Source organism: Serratia sp. NCCP-200, from assembly GCF_059697885.1.
Window position 1 is genome coordinate 1 of the sequence record NZ_BAAKUJ010000009.1, and the last position, 15,094, is coordinate 15,094.

15 protein-coding genes and 2 rRNA genes are annotated in these 15,094 nt (G+C 53.4%); 10 read left to right on the forward strand and 7 right to left on the reverse strand.

The features are described 5' to 3' along the window. Window positions 1-77 (forward strand): 23S ribosomal RNA (locus tag AC6HVW_RS22445); the annotation flags it as partial. Between the two features lie 102 nt (window positions 78-179). Beyond that, a 5S ribosomal RNA gene (gene rrf / locus AC6HVW_RS22450) occupies window positions 180-295 on the forward strand. Window positions 296-603: 308 nt separating this feature from the next. Here rrf and mobB read toward each other — a convergent pair. After that, window positions 604-1,125 carry a molybdopterin-guanine dinucleotide biosynthesis protein MobB gene (mobB, locus tag AC6HVW_RS22455; RefSeq protein ID WP_071683788.1) on the reverse strand — a complete coding sequence of 174 codons (522 nt, stop codon included), beginning with the start codon at window positions 1,123-1,125 and terminating at the stop codon, window positions 604-606. Next, window positions 1,122-1,712, reverse strand: coding sequence for a molybdenum cofactor guanylyltransferase MobA (mobA, locus tag AC6HVW_RS22460; protein ID WP_071683793.1), 591 nt, complete (start codon window positions 1,710-1,712; stop codon window positions 1,122-1,124). Before mobA ends, mobB begins: the two co-directional genes overlap by 4 nt. 151 nt (window positions 1,713-1,863) lie before the next feature. On the opposite strand from mobA, the gene AC6HVW_RS22465 reads away from it, so the two are divergent. From AC6HVW_RS22465 to dsbA, 3 genes are all read left to right on the forward strand, one after another. Continuing rightward, complete coding sequence (locus tag AC6HVW_RS22465; RefSeq protein ID WP_024482972.1) at window positions 1,864-2,133, forward strand: YihD family protein; 270 nt, start codon at window positions 1,864-1,866, stop codon at window positions 2,131-2,133. Between the two features lie 93 nt (window positions 2,134-2,226). Continuing rightward, window positions 2,227-3,213 carry a serine/threonine protein kinase gene (locus AC6HVW_RS22470; protein ID WP_071683787.1) on the forward strand — a complete coding sequence of 329 codons (987 nt, stop codon included), beginning with the start codon at window positions 2,227-2,229 and terminating at the stop codon, window positions 3,211-3,213. 29 nt (window positions 3,214-3,242) lie between these two features. Continuing rightward, complete coding sequence (gene dsbA, locus AC6HVW_RS22475) at window positions 3,243-3,866, forward strand: thiol:disulfide interchange protein DsbA (RefSeq protein ID WP_024482970.1); 624 nt, start codon at window positions 3,243-3,245, stop codon at window positions 3,864-3,866. A gap of 45 nt (window positions 3,867-3,911) precedes the next feature. Here dsbA and yihG read toward each other — a convergent pair whose 3' ends face one another. Further along, a complete protein-coding gene (yihG, locus tag AC6HVW_RS22480; RefSeq protein ID WP_497569709.1) occupies window positions 3,912-4,778 on the reverse strand; it encodes a 1-acylglycerol-3-phosphate O-acyltransferase, YihG family in 867 nt (288 codons plus the stop codon). Between yihG and AC6HVW_RS22485 the strand changes: the two genes are divergently transcribed. From AC6HVW_RS22485 to spfP, 3 genes are all read left to right on the forward strand, one after another. Next, entirely contained in the window at window positions 4,663-4,902 is a 240-nt protein-coding gene (locus AC6HVW_RS22485; RefSeq protein WP_254698925.1) for a hypothetical protein, read from the forward strand. The genes yihG and AC6HVW_RS22485 overlap by 116 nt on opposite strands. Window positions 4,903-5,304: 402 nt before the next feature. After that, entirely contained in the window at window positions 5,305-8,100 is a 2,796-nt protein-coding gene (gene polA / locus AC6HVW_RS22490; protein ID WP_071683785.1) for a DNA polymerase I, read from the forward strand. Window positions 8,101-8,301: 201 nt separating this feature from the next. Continuing rightward, window positions 8,302-8,349 carry a small protein SpfP gene (gene spfP, locus AC6HVW_RS22495; protein ID WP_071892919.1) on the forward strand — a complete coding sequence of 16 codons (48 nt, stop codon included), beginning with the start codon at window positions 8,302-8,304 and terminating at the stop codon, window positions 8,347-8,349. Between the two features lie 305 nt (window positions 8,350-8,654). On the opposite strand, the gene yihA is transcribed toward spfP, so the two are convergent. Further along, window positions 8,655-9,302 carry a ribosome biogenesis GTP-binding protein YihA/YsxC gene (yihA, locus tag AC6HVW_RS22500; RefSeq protein WP_024482967.1) on the reverse strand — a complete coding sequence of 216 codons (648 nt, stop codon included), beginning with the start codon at window positions 9,300-9,302 and terminating at the stop codon, window positions 8,655-8,657. 746 nt (window positions 9,303-10,048) lie between these two features. On the opposite strand from yihA, the gene yihI reads away from it, so the two are divergent. Then, entirely contained in the window at window positions 10,049-10,597 is a 549-nt protein-coding gene (gene yihI / locus AC6HVW_RS22505; RefSeq protein WP_071683784.1) for a Der GTPase-activating protein YihI, read from the forward strand. A 186-nt stretch (window positions 10,598-10,783) separates the two neighbouring features. Beyond that, window positions 10,784-12,157: an oxygen-independent coproporphyrinogen III oxidase gene (gene hemN, locus AC6HVW_RS22510; protein ID WP_071683783.1), complete on the forward strand. Its 1,374-nt coding sequence runs from the start codon at window positions 10,784-10,786 to the stop codon at window positions 12,155-12,157. Window positions 12,158-12,205: 48 nt separating this feature from the next. Here the strand turns inward: hemN and AC6HVW_RS22515 are convergent, their stop codons facing one another. The 3 genes from AC6HVW_RS22515 to glnL all read right to left on the reverse strand — a co-directional run bounded on the left by AC6HVW_RS22515 (window position 12,206) and on the right by glnL (window position 15,083). After that, the gene (locus AC6HVW_RS22515; protein WP_137751101.1) at window positions 12,206-12,328 is read right to left on the reverse strand and encodes a YshB family small membrane protein; all 123 of its coding nucleotides are present in this window, start codon (window positions 12,326-12,328) and stop codon (window positions 12,206-12,208) included. Between the two features lie 282 nt (window positions 12,329-12,610). Continuing rightward, window positions 12,611-14,023: a nitrogen regulation protein NR(I) gene (gene glnG, locus AC6HVW_RS22520; protein ID WP_024482964.1), complete on the reverse strand. Its 1,413-nt coding sequence runs from the start codon at window positions 14,021-14,023 to the stop codon at window positions 12,611-12,613. Between the two features lie 10 nt (window positions 14,024-14,033). Beyond that, window positions 14,034-15,083, reverse strand: coding sequence for a nitrogen regulation protein NR(II) (glnL, locus tag AC6HVW_RS22525; protein ID WP_065683705.1), 1,050 nt, complete (start codon window positions 15,081-15,083; stop codon window positions 14,034-14,036). Window positions 15,084-15,094 lie beyond the last annotated feature (11 nt).

Here is a 15,094-nt window from a genome sequence, read left to right on the forward strand (position 1 = left end):
GACGTTGATAGGCTGGGTGTGTAAGTGCAGCGATGCATTGAGCTAACCAGTACTAATGATCCGTGAGGCTTAACCTTACAACACCGAAGGTGTTTTAGAGTAGACGACAATTTTCAGCGAAGTTCCGAGATTGGTTCTGGTGGTTACGAAAGTAACGGCCAAGAATGAAACAGAATTTGCCTGGCGGCAATAGCGCGGTGGTCCCACCTGACCCCATGCCGAACTCAGAAGTGAAACGCCGTAGCGCCGATGGTAGTGTGGGGTCTCCCCATGCGAGAGTAGGACACTGCCAGGCATCAATTAAGCCAAGAGGCCATCCGCAAGGATGGCCTTTTTGCTATGCATCGAAAACGGAAATCCCCCTCACCCCCGCCCTCTCCCAATGCAACGAACGGGAACAACCTGAACCCCTGTGTGAGGGAGAGGGAGCCGTCCGGCGTCGTGGATGAGCCCGTACTGCTTCGGAAAGTGGGGAGAGGTTGGTGAGCCCGTATCGCTTCAGGACGTTGGAAGAAAGCAGAAAGATGAAGTATTACACAGAGAGACCCGCGAGCTCGATCGGTTCCCTCTCCCTGTGGGAGAGGGTTAGGGTGAGGGGAGGGACTATGCCTTTGTCTGCTTCAGCCACTCAACAATAAACCCAGCGATCGTTTCAGGCTGGTTGATATCTAGTAACGGCGCAACACCTTCTATCTTCTTATCGCTGGCTACGGCAATGACGTGCTGATCCAACATATCTGCAAGTGGTTTACCGACTTCCTCGCGATAGAGAACAATTTTGCTGATCTGCTCATGCTTGAACCCTTCCACCAGGATCAAATCCACCTTGCTGCGATCGAATCTGCTGGCCAGATACTGGAGATCCAAAGGCTGTTGCTCCGGTGTTTCAGTCATTAATGCCCAGCGCCGATCGCTGGCAACCAGCATTTGGTCTGCACCGGCCTTGCGCAGTTCATAGCTGTCCTTACCAGGCGTATCTACATCCATATCATGGTGAGTATGCTTGATCAGGCCAACACGCACCTGCTGCTGTTTTAATAGCGGGATCAATTGCTTAAGTAGCGTGGTTTTACCTGTGCCGCTATAGGCGGCGATAGCCAGCAAGGGTGGCAATAACTCCGTCATTGATCGCCCCCCTTTTCCTGCTGCCACTGTTGGCAATCTTCCGGGGTATTCAAATTACGGAAGGCGTCTTGCTGCCCACGGAACACCACCTGTTGTGCACCGACAGCCGCCATGAACAGCATCAATTTGCGTTCCCCCCGGGCTAGATAACGGGTGAGTTCCTCTGTCAGACTGGTATGCAGTAAAGCGAAGGTAGGATGCTCACGTTCGCCATCACAAGCATAGGCGGCAAGGGCATTGCCTTTATGCAGCCAAAGCTGTTCTACCAGGTTGAGAGGGAAATCGGGGACATCGCAGGGGGCGCAGACAATCCATGGTGTGTGGGCATAAGTGAGGCCTGCCAATATACCGGCTAAAGGGCCGGGGTAATCTGCGGTCAAATCGCCGACGACCTCTAAGCCGCTTTGCTGATAACATTGCTGATTGCGATTGGCACTGATGATCACCTGGCTCACTTGCGGTGTAAATCGGCCCAGTACGTGCTGGTACAGGGTTTTATCCCCCACTTGCACCAATCCTTTATCTTTCCCTCCCATGCGGGTAGAGCGCCCACCGGCCAGAATAACGCCGGTTATATCTGCATGCATAGTCATCATCCAACCCCTCTCCAATGCCCTGATTGTAGCGCTAAACCTGTTCAGACATCATGATTTACCTTTATTGACACGCTGGTTCTTTCACTACGTAGTCAAGCCTGCTACTTTGTGGGTTTATCACTTCATTGGATGATATTTTGCTATGAAAACGCATCGCGTAAACGAACTGATTGAGCTTTTGCAGCCGGCCTGGCAGCAGGATCCCGATCTCAACCTGATTCAGTTTCTGCAAAAGCTGGCACAGGAAGCGGGTTTTCAGGGTGAGTTAGGCGATCTGAGCGATGATATCTTGATCTATCACCTGAAAATGCGCGGCAGTGCGGGCACAGAACAGATCCCAGGCTTGAAGAAAGACTACGAAGACGACTTTAAAACGGCGTTGCTGCGTGCTCGTGGCGTGATAAAAGATTAGCATTCATGCGGTGCGGTCATCAGTGGCGGTGATTAGTGCTACTCTTTCTTATTCTTGGCACGCTGTTGTCATCTGGCGAACTGAACGGTTGTTATGAACAACTCTGCATTTAATTTTGAAACCCTTTCTCCCGATCTGATAATGGATGCGCTGGAAGGGATAGGTTTGCGTGTTGATTCAGGGCTGACGGCGCTCAACAGCTATGAAAACCGCGTATACCAGTTTATGGACGAAGATCGTCGGCGTTACGTGGTGAAATTTTATCGCCCAGAACGCTGGAGTGCAGAACAAATCGGTGAAGAACACAGGTTCGCGCTGGATTTGTCGCACAACGAAATTCCGGCGGTCGCGCCGCTGGTATTACAGGGAAATACGCTGCACACCCATGCAGGCTTTTTCTTTACCGTATTTCCGAGCGTCGGTGGCCGACAGTATGAGATCGATAATCTGGAACAGCTGGAGTGGGTCGGGCGTTTTCTTGGCCGTATCCACCAGGTGGGTAGCGAAAGCCTGTTTACCGAGCGGCCGACCATTGGCATTGAAGAGTATCTCACGGAGCCCCGGCAGGTTCTGGCAAGCTGTGATTTAGTTCCCAAGGCCCAGCGCGAGACTTTCCTGCGGGCTACGGATACGTTGATTGACGCTATCAAACCGCACTGGCAACTGGATTGGCAACCGCTGCGTTTGCATGGCGATTGCCACCCAGGCAATATCTTGTGGCGTGATGGTCCGCTGTTCGTCGATCTTGACGATGCACGCAACGGGCCGGCAATACAGGATTTGTGGATGTTGTTACACGGCGAACGTCGCGATCGGCTGATGCAGCTGGATATCCTGCTGGAAGCCTATGGCGAATTTGCCGAATTTGATCAGCGTGAGCTGGCGTTGATCGAACCCTTGCGGGCCATGCGCATGGTGTATTACCTGGCATGGGTAGCACGCCGTTGGCAGGATCCCGCGTTTCCAAAAAGTTTCCCGTGGATGGCGGAGTCTGATTTCTGGTTATCTCAGACTGCGGCATTTACTGAACAGGTTAAGCTGTTGCAGGAACCCCCTCTGCAGCTCATGCCAATGTATTGAAGCATTAACATAATGGAGAGTTTAGTGTTATGAAAAAAATTTGGTTGGCACTCGTTGGTATGGTGATGGCATTCAGTGCCTCCGCTGCGCAATTCAGTGACGGTACGCAATACATCACTTTGGATAAGCCGGTAACTGGCGAACCACAGGTGCTGGAGTTCTTCTCTTTCTACTGCCCGCACTGCTACCAGTTTGAAGAGACATACCATATTTCTGATGCGGTCAAAAAAGCGCTGCCTGAAGGCACCAAGATGACCAAATACCATGTGGAATTCCTGGGTCCATTGGGTAAGCAATTAACTCAAGCCTGGGCAGTTGCCATGGCTCTGGGTGTAGAAGACAAAATTACTCAGCCAATGTTTGAAGCGATTCAGAAAACTCAAACCGTGCAAACGCCTGACGATATCCGCAAGGTATTCGTCAATGCAGGCGTAGCAGGTGAAGACTATGACGCGGCTTTAAACAGCTTCGTGGTGAAATCTCTGGTGGCTCAGCAAGAGAAAGCGGCAGAAGATTTGCAACTGCGTGGCGTGCCAGCGGTATTTGTTAATGGCAAATACATGGTGAAAAACGATGGGCTGGATACCAGCAGCATGGACGTTTACGTCAAGCAATTTGCTGATGTCGTTAAGTTCCTGACCGAACAAAAGTAAGCCGCAGCAAAAAATCAACGCCGGTTAATCCGGCGTTTTTTTAACTTATTCACGCTTGAGCCTGTCTAGCAAACCATCTTTTTCCTGCCACAACGTATTCAGCCAAATCTGGAATTTACGTTTAAACAGTTTGTCATTGAAGTAATCCCCGTGCAGCGACTCATCAATCGGTAGGCATTCAATCCTGACGACAACCCTTTGCAAGCGGCCACATAACATATCCCTAAAGGGATGCTCATGGTTATCTGGATAGCACAGGGTGACATTCAGGATCTTATCAAATTGCTGACCAAGCGCGCTAAGCGTAAAGGCGATCCCGGCAGCTTTGGGGGCGAGCAAATTGCGGTAGGGTGAGCGGGTTTTAATTTTCTTGGCCTCGGTGAAACGAGAGCCCTCAACGAAATTGACGATGGTGGTCGGGCGCAGGCGAAACTTGTCGCAGGAACGCCGTGTGGTTTCGATATCCTGCCCGCTTTTCTCTGGATGTCTGTGCAGATAGGCCCGCGAGTAGCGCTTCATAAAGGGCATATCCAGCGCCCAGCAGGCCAGACCGACGAAGGGGATCCAGGCCAGTTGCTGCTTCAGGAAGTACTTATTCATAGGTATATGGTGACGGAATAACACACACAGCACTACAATGTCCGACCAGCTTTTATGGTTGCTGATCAGCAAATACCAATTCTTTTTCTCCAGCCCGTGCAGCCCTTGAATATCCCACTGCAAGCGGGGGTTAATTCGTAACAATACTGCCAGGCATTGGCACCAGCACCACATCATCAGGTCAGCAAAGGCTGAAATGTATCGCCAAACGGCGGGCATGGGGATCAAAAGCTTAATGATACCGGCCAAAACAATGGAGATGGAGCACAGCATCGTTACGCCAATGGCAAGCAGCGCAGAAAAGATAAAAATAACAGGGGATAGCAATTTTGGCATGGGTTTAGTGCTGACGGTTGAAGGAAACATCGTTAGATACGTCAGTACGTACCAACAAAAAAATATTTTAACAGAATCCAGGCCAAGAATACGCGGCTAAAAGTAAGCGATCTTAACCAGGTAGAAATTGCCAGTTGTTTGCCGTTGGCGTGCAGATTTTCAATCTTGTGCTATGGTCATTGAGGTGCCTAAATTGATTAAACGTGCGATTAAACTCCGGCCCCAGTTATATCCACAAATTAACTGAAACACGATAAATAGCAAAACCGCCAATCCCCTCTTTCAACAGTGTGATTTGTTTAGGAATTTTATTTTCCATTATAACGATATTATCTTCGTTATAATTCAGTTGCTAAACTATGCACAAAGTTATCCACAGGCAGGATCTTGCGGATCGCTTCACAGGATCTCATCTAATTTGGCCATATTGCACGCTAAGGTTCGTCACCAGCGGCTAGCTATGGCATGCTTACCCCAGTCCTTTTCACGAAAAAGAAACGTTATGGCCCAGATTGCAGAAAACCCATTAATCCTGGTGGATGGTTCCTCTTACCTTTACCGCGCCTACCACGCCTTCCCACCGCTGACAAACTCGGTCGGTGAGCCGACGGGAGCGATGTACGGTGTGCTGAACATGCTGCGCAGCCTGCTGTTGCAGTATACCCCCAGCCATGTGGCGGTGGTGTTTGATGCCAAAGGGAAGACCTTCCGTGACGAGCTGTTTGCCGAATATAAATCACATCGGCCACCGATGCCGGACGATTTGCGAGCGCAGATCGAACCGCTGCACCAGATGGTTAAAGCCATGGGGTTACCGTTGCTGGTTACACCCGGCGTAGAGGCCGATGACGTAATCGGCACTCTGGCGCTAGAGGCTGAGAAAGCGGGTCATGCCGTGTTGATCAGCACCGGCGACAAAGATATGGCTCAGTTGGTGACGCCGAATGTCACCCTGATCAATACCATGAACAACACCATCCTTGGCCCGCAGGAGGTCTGTGATAAATACGGTATTCCTCCTGAACTGATCATCGATTTCCTGGCGCTGATGGGGGATTCGTCAGATAACATCCCTGGCGTACCTGGGGTGGGTGAGAAAACGGCCCAGGCGCTGCTGCAAGGGTTAGGGGGCCTGGATCAGCTCTATGCCAATCTGGATAGCATTGCCACGCTGAGCTTCCGCGGTGCCAAGACCATGGCGGCCAAGCTGGAGCAGAACAAAGAGGTGGCCTACCTCTCTTACAAACTGGCGACGATCAAAACCGATGTTGAACTGGATCTGAAATGCAGTGAGCTGGAAGTGAGCCCGCCGGATGTCGATCAGCTGCAGGCGCTGTTTAAGCGCTACGAGTTCAAACGCTGGATGGCCGATGTTGAAGCCGGGACCTGGTTAGAAAACAAAGGGTCAGGTCGTAAGGCCAGCGCGGCAGCCAAGCCAGCCTCAACGGCAGAAGCACCAAGAGCCGCCGCAGAACCTACCCTGTCGCAGGAAGGTTACGTCACCATTCTGGACGAGGAAACCTTCGCCGATTGGATGGCGCGCCTGAAGCAGGCCGAAGTTTTCGCCTTCGATACCGAAACTGACGGCCTGGATACCCTGACGGCTAACCTGATCGGTCTGTCCTTCGCCATCGAGCCTGGCGTGGCGGCGTACCTGCCGGTTGCACACGATTATCTGGATGCTCCCCCACAGCTGGACCGTAACCACGTCCTGGCCACCCTGAAGCCGCTGCTGGAAGACGAGAAGGCGTTGAAGGTGGGGCAGAACCTGAAGTTCGATAAGAGCCTGCTGGCACGCTATGACATCGATCTACGCGGTATCGCCTACGACACCATGCTGGAGTCCTACGTACTCGACAGCGTCAGTGGCCGTCACGATATGGATAGCCTGGCCGATCGCTACCTGGGCCATAAAACCATTACCTTCGAAGAGATCGCGGGCAAAGGCAAAAAACAGTTAACCTTTAACCAGATCGCCCTTGAAGAGGCGGGCCCTTATGCGGCAGAAGATGCCGACGTTACGCTACAGCTGCATTTGGCGATGTGGCCGCAGTTGAAAGAGAGTGAAGGCCTGCTGACGGTATTCAATGAGATTGAAATGCCGCTGTTGCCGGTGCTTTCCCATATCGAACGCACCGGGGTGCTGATCGATCCTAACATTCTGGCTGCTCACTCCATTGAGTTGACCAAGCGCCTCGGCGAGCTTGAAGTGCAGGCCCATGAATTGGCAGAAGAGCCGTTCAATCTGGCCTCGACCAAGCAGTTGCAGGCCATTTTGTATGAAAAGCAAAAGCTGCCGGTGCTGAAAAAGACCCCTGGCGGTGCTCCTTCTACCAATGAGGAAGTGCTGGCCGAGTTGGCGCTGGATTATCCGCTGCCGAAAGTGATCTTGGAATACCGTGGTCTGGCGAAGCTGAAAACCACCTATACCGACAAACTACCGTTGATGATCAACCCGGTTAGCGGGCGGGTGCATACTTCTTATCATCAGGCCGTCACCGCCACAGGTCGCTTGTCATCCAGCGATCCAAACCTGCAAAACATCCCGGTACGTAACGATGAAGGGCGCCGTATCCGTCAGGCATTTATTGCGCCTGAGGGCTACCGCATTGTCGCGGCGGACTACTCGCAGATTGAACTGCGCATCATGGCCCATTTATCGCAGGACGAAGGCTTGCTCACAGCGTTTGCTGAAGGTAAGGACATACACCGGGCAACGGCGGCAGAAGTCTTTGGTCTGGCGTTGGAGAAGGTCACCAACGAACAGCGTCGCAGTGCCAAGGCGATTAACTTTGGCTTGATCTACGGCATGAGCGCATTTGGTTTGGCTCGCCAGCTGGGGATCCCGCGCGGCGAAGCGCAGCGCTATATGGATCTGTACTTCGAGCGCTACCCTGGTGTGCTGGAGTATATGGAACGCACCCGTCAGCAGGCCGCCGAGCAGGGCTACGTCAGCACGCTGGATGGCCGCCGGTTGTATCTGCCGGACGTTCGCTCCAGTAACGGTATGCGTCGCAAGGCGGCCGAGAGAGCGGCGATTAACGCCCCTATGCAGGGCACTGCTGCGGATATCATCAAACGTGCGATGATTGAGGTGGATGCCTGGCTGCAAGGGCCTGAGAAGCCGCTGGTGCGCATGATCATGCAGGTACACGATGAACTGGTGTTTGAAATCCACGAGTCGGCCATCGAAGAGGCCAGCCTGCGCATTCATGAGTTGATGGAAAACAGCATGCAGTTGGCTGTTCCGCTGCGGGTGGATATCGGCGTAGGTAAAAACTGGGATGAGGCTCACTGATTACCCTAGGTGATGTGTTATGGCTAGTTTTCGCTAACTGGCGAAAACCTAAGCATTTTTGGTAACTGAGCAACATCTTTCGGCGATTGTTTCGACTACATTGGCGTTGTTAGTGCTCGGATCGTGTAAGTAAACTACAAAAAATTCTTTTGCAGCGTGAAAAAATGATGTAGAGTTACAGGCGTAGGGTACAGAGGTAAGATGTTCTATCTTTCAGACCTTTTACTTCACGTAATCGGATTTGGCTGAATATTTAGCCGCCCCAGTCAGTATTGACTGGGGCGTTTTTTATTGTAAAAACAACGTCAAAACCATCGATTTTAGTTATCCTCACCTTTCTCTCTCACGCCGTTCCCTTGGCTGATTTATCAGCATTTATCTCCTGACAGCGCAACATCTGCCATAAGTTTTCGTGATGGTTTTTAGTCAAAATTGTAATTAGATAACGAAATGTGGCCTCGTGCGGTGTGATATCGGGCGTAAAAAAGCCGATGTCTCAGCATCGGCTCATTGGGCGCAGCATGCGGCGCCCCTACGAAACACCCGCAGCGGTATCATTCCCCGCCGATATCGTCTTCCGGCAGCACTTCCGGTGGGATCTCGTTAAACCAGGTATTCAACTTCTGGCTCAGTTTATCGACACCGATCTTTTTCGGTGACGAGAAGGCTTCCACCTGAATATCACCCATAAATGGCAGCACGGCCTCACGCACCATATTGAGTTGCGCCTTGCGGGCACCTGAGGCCAGCTTATCGGCCTTGGTCAGCAGGACCAGCACTGGCGTGCCAACGTCGACGGCCCACTGGATCATCTGTTGGTCCAGGTCTTTGAGTGGATGACGGATATCCATCAGCACCACCAGGCCTTTCAGGCAGTTACGCATTTGCAGGTATTCACCCAGCGCCCGCTGCCATTTCTTCTTCATCTCTTCCGGCACTTCGGCATAGCCATAGCCTGGCAGGTCGACCAGGCGAATGCCTTCTTCGACCTCGAACAGGTTAATCAGCTGGGTACGCCCCGGCGTTTTACTGGTACGTGCCAGGCCTTTCTGATTGGTCAGGGTATTCAGTGCGCTGGACTTACCGGCGTTGGAACGGCCGGCGAACGCAACTTCAATACCTTCATCCCCCGGCAGGTGGCGAATATCGGGCGCACTGGTGACGAAATGGGTCACATGGTAATTGTAGTTCTTGCTGGTCAAAATTTTTCGTCTCCGTGAGGATGGCTATCTGGTGGGCGATTATAACTGCATCAGCGCTAAAAGGGTGTGTTTCTCGGTTTTTAAGCGTTTTAACCACAGACTGCTTGTGGCAAAAGGTCGCCAGTCGTGTGAGACATTGACCATTCGAATTGGGGGTAATGTCGCTTTATTCGAAAGCTGTAAATATTTTATTTGTTATAAAACAGTGTGTTGTAATTTCGTTAAGTAAAAGATCGCCGTAAGCCACCTGTAGGTATCTTGAGCACATCCCATAAAAGCGTAAAGTAGGTTGCAAGGCAGGAGGCCAAGGAAACAGGAACATCCAGGAAGGGTGAAAAATCTCAGGGAATACACAGGCAGTGTAATGAGTACCAGGATGATGTCAGATGGAATTGAAACTATTGGTGCCGGAGCGCACGAATAGTACACGGATGATGAAGTGGCTGCAATCAGGACGCCCGCGGGAAGCGCACTCAGGAAGAGTGGAAGCGAACGGATCGCAGCACGGATGATTTTTTCTTTCAGGATGAAAGACGTAGTAGCAGGGAGCGCGGTTATCGCAGATGGAAAAACCGGGATGTTGAGTGTGCGCATGGAGCGCGGAGCAGGAATATCCTTCGAGTGAAGGTGCGAAATAGGCGGCAGGTTTTAACCTGCCGCCTTTTTTCTTTGTCTGCTTTCTGCTAGATTCCGCCGCAACCGTATAGCAATTCTATACTGGATCTACATACCTAAGAGTAAAAGCCATGAACCAGCCATCAAAAGCACCTCGCGGCCCACGCAGCAGCGCGGCGACGTCAAAAAGTAAAAAGAAAAGTCGTGTGGAGCTCGATCAGGAAGCGCGCGAGCGCAAGCGCCTGAAAAAGCGCCGTGGCCTGGCTTCCGGTTCACGTACCCAGGTTGAGTCTGCCAACCAGAAAAATAAAACTGGCGCGCAACCCAAAGATCCTCGTCTCGGCAGTAAAGTGCCGGTTGCGCTGGTGGTCGACGCTAAAGTGAAGGCGACCAAGCCACAGCCAAAACCGAAGGCAGAAAAACCGCGCCTCACGCCAGAAGAAGAACTGACCAAGCTGGAAAACGATGAACGTCTGGATGCCTTGCTGGATCGCCTGGATGAAGGCGCCACGCTGAGCGCGGAAGATCAGGCGTACGTTGATCAAACCCTGGATCGTATCGATGCGCTGATGGAAGAACTGGGCATCGAACTGGGTGATGAAGACGACGAAGAGCAGGAAGAGAAGCAGGAAGATATTCTGAAACTGCTGAAAGGCGGTAACCCGAAAGACGTATTTTAAGCGGTTATGTGGCTGATCCCGGCAATAGCCCTACTGTTGACATGTTATCTACTGTGGTTATTCGGTAAACTGTGGCGGCTGTCGAAGCGCAAAACGCGTTTTCGCAGCGCTTCCGCGGCCAGACAGCGTAGACAACTGCCCATTTCCCGGCCCGGTAGGAAAAAATATCGGAAGGAGTGAGCAAGCATGTCAGAACAGACCATTGTCTGGGATTTGGCCCTGATCCAAAAATATAACTATTCAGGCCCGCGTTATACTTCATACCCCACGGCGCTGGAGTTTAACCAGGGCTATGACGAAGCTGCGTTCCAACGCGCGGCTACGCGCTACCCTGAGCGCCCGCTGTCGCTGTATGTCCATATTCCCTTCTGTCATAAGCTCTGCTATTTCTGCGGCTGCAATAAGCTGGTCACACGCCAGACTCACAAGGCCGATGAATACCTGGCCGTGTTGGAGCGGGAAATCATCGCTCGTGCCCCTCTGTTTGCCGGCCGCAAGGTCAGCCAACTGCATTGGGGCGGCGGTACGCCAACCTATCTGGATAAGCAGCAAATCAGTCGGCTGGTCGCCATGCTACGCCAGCACTTTGATTTCCAGCCAGCAATGGAAATGTCGATCGAAGTTGACCCGCGTGAAATCGAGCTGGACGTGCTGGACCACCTGCGTGCCGAAGGCTTCAACCGCCTCAGCATGGGAGTGCAGGACTTCAATAAAGAAGTGCAGCGTCTGGTTAACCGCGAGCAGGATGAAGAGTTCATTTTTGCCCTGATCGCCCGGGCTAAAGCGCTTGGCTTCAACTCGACCAATATCGATCTGATTTACGGCCTGCCGAAGCAGACGCCAGAGAGTTTTGCCTTCACCCTGCAACGGGTGGCAGAGCTGAACCCGGATCGCCTGAGCGTATTTAACTACGCCCATATGCCGAACCTGTTTGCTGCCCAACGTAAAATCAAGGACGCCGATCTACCTAGCGCCCAGCAGAAACTCGATATTCTGCAGCAAACCATCGCTTCGCTAACGGAGTCGGGCTATCAGTTTATCGGTATGGACCATTTTGCCCGGCCGAACGATGAGCTGGCCATTGCCCAGCGCGAAGGCAAACTGCACCGCAATTTCCAGGGTTATACCACCCAAGGGGACAGCGATCTGCTGGGCCTGGGGGTTTCCGCCATCAGCATGCTGGGTGACAGCTACGCGCAGAACCAGAAAGAGCTGAAGGTGTATTACGCTAACGTGGAAGAGCAGGGGAACGCCCTGTGGCGTGGCCTGGCGATGACGGAAGATGACTGTCTGCGCCGTGATGTGATCAAGACGCTAATCTGTAATTTCCAACTGGCCTATCAACCGATTGAGCAGCAATACGGCATTGCGTTTGCGGATTACTTTGCCGCCGATCTGGAATTACTGGCGCCGTTCGAACGCGACGGGCTGGTGGAGCGCGATGACCACGGCATTCGCGTCACGCCTCGTGGGCGCTTGCTGATCCGCAATATCTGCATGTGCTTCGATATCTACCTGCGTAAACAGGCCCGCGCCCAACAGTTCTCCCGGGTTATCTGACGCCCAACACCACGGTGGATGTGTAGGGGCGCAGCGTGCTGCGCCCTGTTAACTGAAGAAATTGATCAGTGCGGCGCACAACACCGTGGCAACGGCCGCCTGCGGTGAATGGCTGACGGCTGAGCCGACGTCTGCGCCTTGGGTAAGAAAGACGATGAGTGTATCCAGCATCAAAAGCCTCCTGAGTTTGCGTTTCGATCATACTGCTGCCGCATATCCGGTAAAAGCCTTAAATCGCTGGTTTTTTGTGCGCTGGATTGTATTTTTAATCATCAAGTTCCCCTCACCCCAACCCTCTCCCACAGGGAGAGGGAGCTGGTACGGAGTTGATATCAGGTATGGAGTTATTCTGTGGCACTTCTCAAGAACAATGTAGCAGTTGAGCGCAGGGGTAATTTGTAGCACGTTCTGTCCCCTCTCCCTTTGGGAGAGGGTTAGGGTGAGGGGTATTACTTACTCCATCCCTAATTCTTTCAGCTTACGCGTTAAGGTATTCCGGCCCCATCCCAGCAGGCGGGCAGCTTCCTGCTTGTGCCCTTGGGTATGCCGTAGCGCGGTGGTGAGCAAAGTGCGCTCCATTTCCGGCTGAGCTTCGGACAACAGGTTTTGATGACCGGAACGTAACGCGCGGTCGGCCCACTGTGCCAACAACGTGGCCCAACTGTCCGGCAAGCCGTGGCTGCTGGCTTGCGGTGCGGCGGTTTCAAACAACTCCGAGGGCAGATCCTGGATCAGCACTTCTTGCCCGGCGGCCATCACGGTCAGCCAGCGGCAGGTGTTTTCCAACTGGCGTACGTTACCCGGCCATGGCAGGCGAGTGAGGGCGGTTTCGGTTTCCGGATGCAGGTTCTTCGCCTCCACACCCAACTCTTTCGCGGCCACCTGAAGGAAATAGCGCGCCAGGCGCGGAATATCCTCACGGCGTTCACGCAGCGGTGGCAGATGTACGCGGATCACGTTCAGGCGGTGGAACAGATCCTCACGGAATTTGCCCTCCTGAACGCGCAACTCCAGGTTCTGGTGGGTGGCGGCAATGATACGCACATCAACCTTTACCGGCGCATAGCCACCCACGCGATAGAACTGGCCATCAGCCAATACGCGCAGCAAGCGGGTTTGCACATCCAGCGGCATATCCCCGATTTCATCCAGGAACAGCGTACCACCGTCGGCCTGTTCAAAACGGCCCTGGCGGATCTGATTGGCGCCGGTAAACGCCCCTTTCTCATGGCCGAACAGTTCAGATTCGATCAGGTCTTTGGGGATCGCGGCCATGTTCAGGGCGATAAACGGAGATTTGACGCGTGGGCTGTGGCGATGCAACGCATGGGCGACCAGCTCTTTCCCAGTTCCCGACTCCCCGTTGATCAGCACGCTGATGGAGGAACGTGACAGGCGGCCGATAATGCGGAACACATCCTGCATTGCCGGGGCCTCACCAATAATATCGGCGACGGGATCGTTGGCGGGTTGGTTGCGAGCGGGTTGCTGCTGCTCTTGATAGTGGCTGATGGCACGCTCTACCAGCGCGACGGCCTCGTCAATATCAAAGGGTTTTGGCAGGTAATCGAACGCCCCTTGTTGATAGGCGCTAACCGCCGCGTCCAGATCCGAATGTGCCGTCATTATGATGACCGGGAGCATCGGGTGACGCTGTTTGATCTGCTTGAGCAGCGCCAGGCCATCCATACCCGGCATGCGGATATCTGATAGCAGCACGTCGGGAGTTTGCGTGGCCAATGCTTCCAACACGGCATTGCCGCTGTCGAAGGTGACGCTGTTCACCCCGGCTCCGGTGAGCGCACGCTCTAGCACCCAGCGGATGGAGCTATCGTCATCGACGATCCAGACTATCCCTCGTTGCATAGCACAAACCTCACTGGCGAATAGGCAGGAAAACCGAGAATTCGGTGTGACCTGGCCAACTGTTAAATTCAATTTTTCCGCAATGCTGATCGATTAGATTACGGGCGATGGATAACCCCAGGCCGGTACCGCCTTCGCGGCCGCTGACCATTGGGTAGAACAGAGTGTCTTGCAACTGGGCCGGTACGCCCGGGCCGTCATCCTCCACATCGATCCGTGCCGCTAGCCGGTAGCGGGTGCCGTGCAGGGTGATCTGAAACGCGGTACGCGTGCGCAGCGTGATGGTGCCACCGGTTTCGCTCAGTGCCTGCAGCGCGTTGCGGGTGATATTGAGCAACACCTGCTCGATTTGATCGGGATCGTGCGCCAGCTCAGGCAGACTAGGGTCGTAATCACGCACCAGCGTGACGTTATCGGGTTTCTCCAACGACACCAATTGGAAGACTCGCTCCGCGACCTGATGGATACTCTGAGTAATATGTTGGCCGGGGCGCTGTGGCCCGAGCAGGCGATCTACCAGATTACGCAGCCGATCGGCCTGTTCGATGATCACCTTGGTGTATTCCGTCAGCGAGGGGTCTGGCAAGGCTTTGGCCAGCAACTGCGCGGCACCCCGCAAACCGCCGAGCGGATTTTTGATTTCGTGGGCCAGGCCGCGCACCAGATCGCGAGCTGCAACCTGTTGGGCGTGCTGTAACTGCTCCTGGCTGAGGCGACGCTGATTGTCCATTGGGGCCAGTTCAAGCAGAATAAAGCCATCTGGCAGCGCCTGAGCGGTCAGGGAGAGGATATGGGCGCGGCTGTCGACCACCAGGGTTACTTCATTATCGGTAAAGCCCTGGCCGGCATGCAGGCTCTCGCGCATCAGATCGATATTCAGCGAAAAATAGCCGAGCAAATCGGGCAGAGGTGTACCGAAAAGTTTACGGGAACTCTGTGCCAGCAGTTGTTGTGCGGCCGGGTTGGCGTAGTGGATCGCCAGGGTGTCATCCAACAGCAAAATGCTGTTGATGAGAGAATTGAGGATCTGCCCAGCATCGGGCAGCTTGCCGGTTGCCATACAGCAGTCTC

Bases quoted from the DNA above. Each gene is read 5' to 3' on its own strand.
- mobB (WP_071683788.1), bottom strand. From the start codon at position 1,125: ATGACGGAGTTATTGCCACCCTTGCTGGCTATCGCCGCCTATAGCGGC.
- mobA (WP_071683793.1), bottom strand. From the start codon at position 1,712: ATGCATGCAGATATAACCGGCGTTATTCTGGCCGGTGGGCGCTCTACC.
- AC6HVW_RS22465 (WP_024482972.1), top strand. From the start codon at position 1,864: ATGAAAACGCATCGCGTAAACGAACTGATTGAGCTTTTGCAGCCGGCC.
- AC6HVW_RS22470 (WP_071683787.1), top strand. From the start codon at position 2,227: ATGAACAACTCTGCATTTAATTTTGAAACCCTTTCTCCCGATCTGATA.
- dsbA (WP_024482970.1), top strand. From the start codon at position 3,243: ATGAAAAAAATTTGGTTGGCACTCGTTGGTATGGTGATGGCATTCAGT.
- AC6HVW_RS22485 (WP_254698925.1), top strand. From the start codon at position 4,663: ATGTATCGCCAAACGGCGGGCATGGGGATCAAAAGCTTAATGATACCG.
- polA (WP_071683785.1), top strand. From the start codon at position 5,305: ATGGCCCAGATTGCAGAAAACCCATTAATCCTGGTGGATGGTTCCTCT.
- yihI (WP_071683784.1), top strand. From the start codon at position 10,049: ATGAACCAGCCATCAAAAGCACCTCGCGGCCCACGCAGCAGCGCGGCG.
- hemN (WP_071683783.1), top strand. From the start codon at position 10,784: ATGTCAGAACAGACCATTGTCTGGGATTTGGCCCTGATCCAAAAATAT.
- AC6HVW_RS22515 (WP_137751101.1), bottom strand. From the start codon at position 12,328: ATGCTGGATACACTCATCGTCTTTCTTACCCAAGGCGCAGACGTCGGC.
- glnG (WP_024482964.1), bottom strand. From the start codon at position 14,023: ATGCAACGAGGGATAGTCTGGATCGTCGATGACGATAGCTCCATCCGC.
- glnL (WP_065683705.1), bottom strand. From the start codon at position 15,083: ATGGCAACCGGCAAGCTGCCCGATGCTGGGCAGATCCTCAATTCTCTC.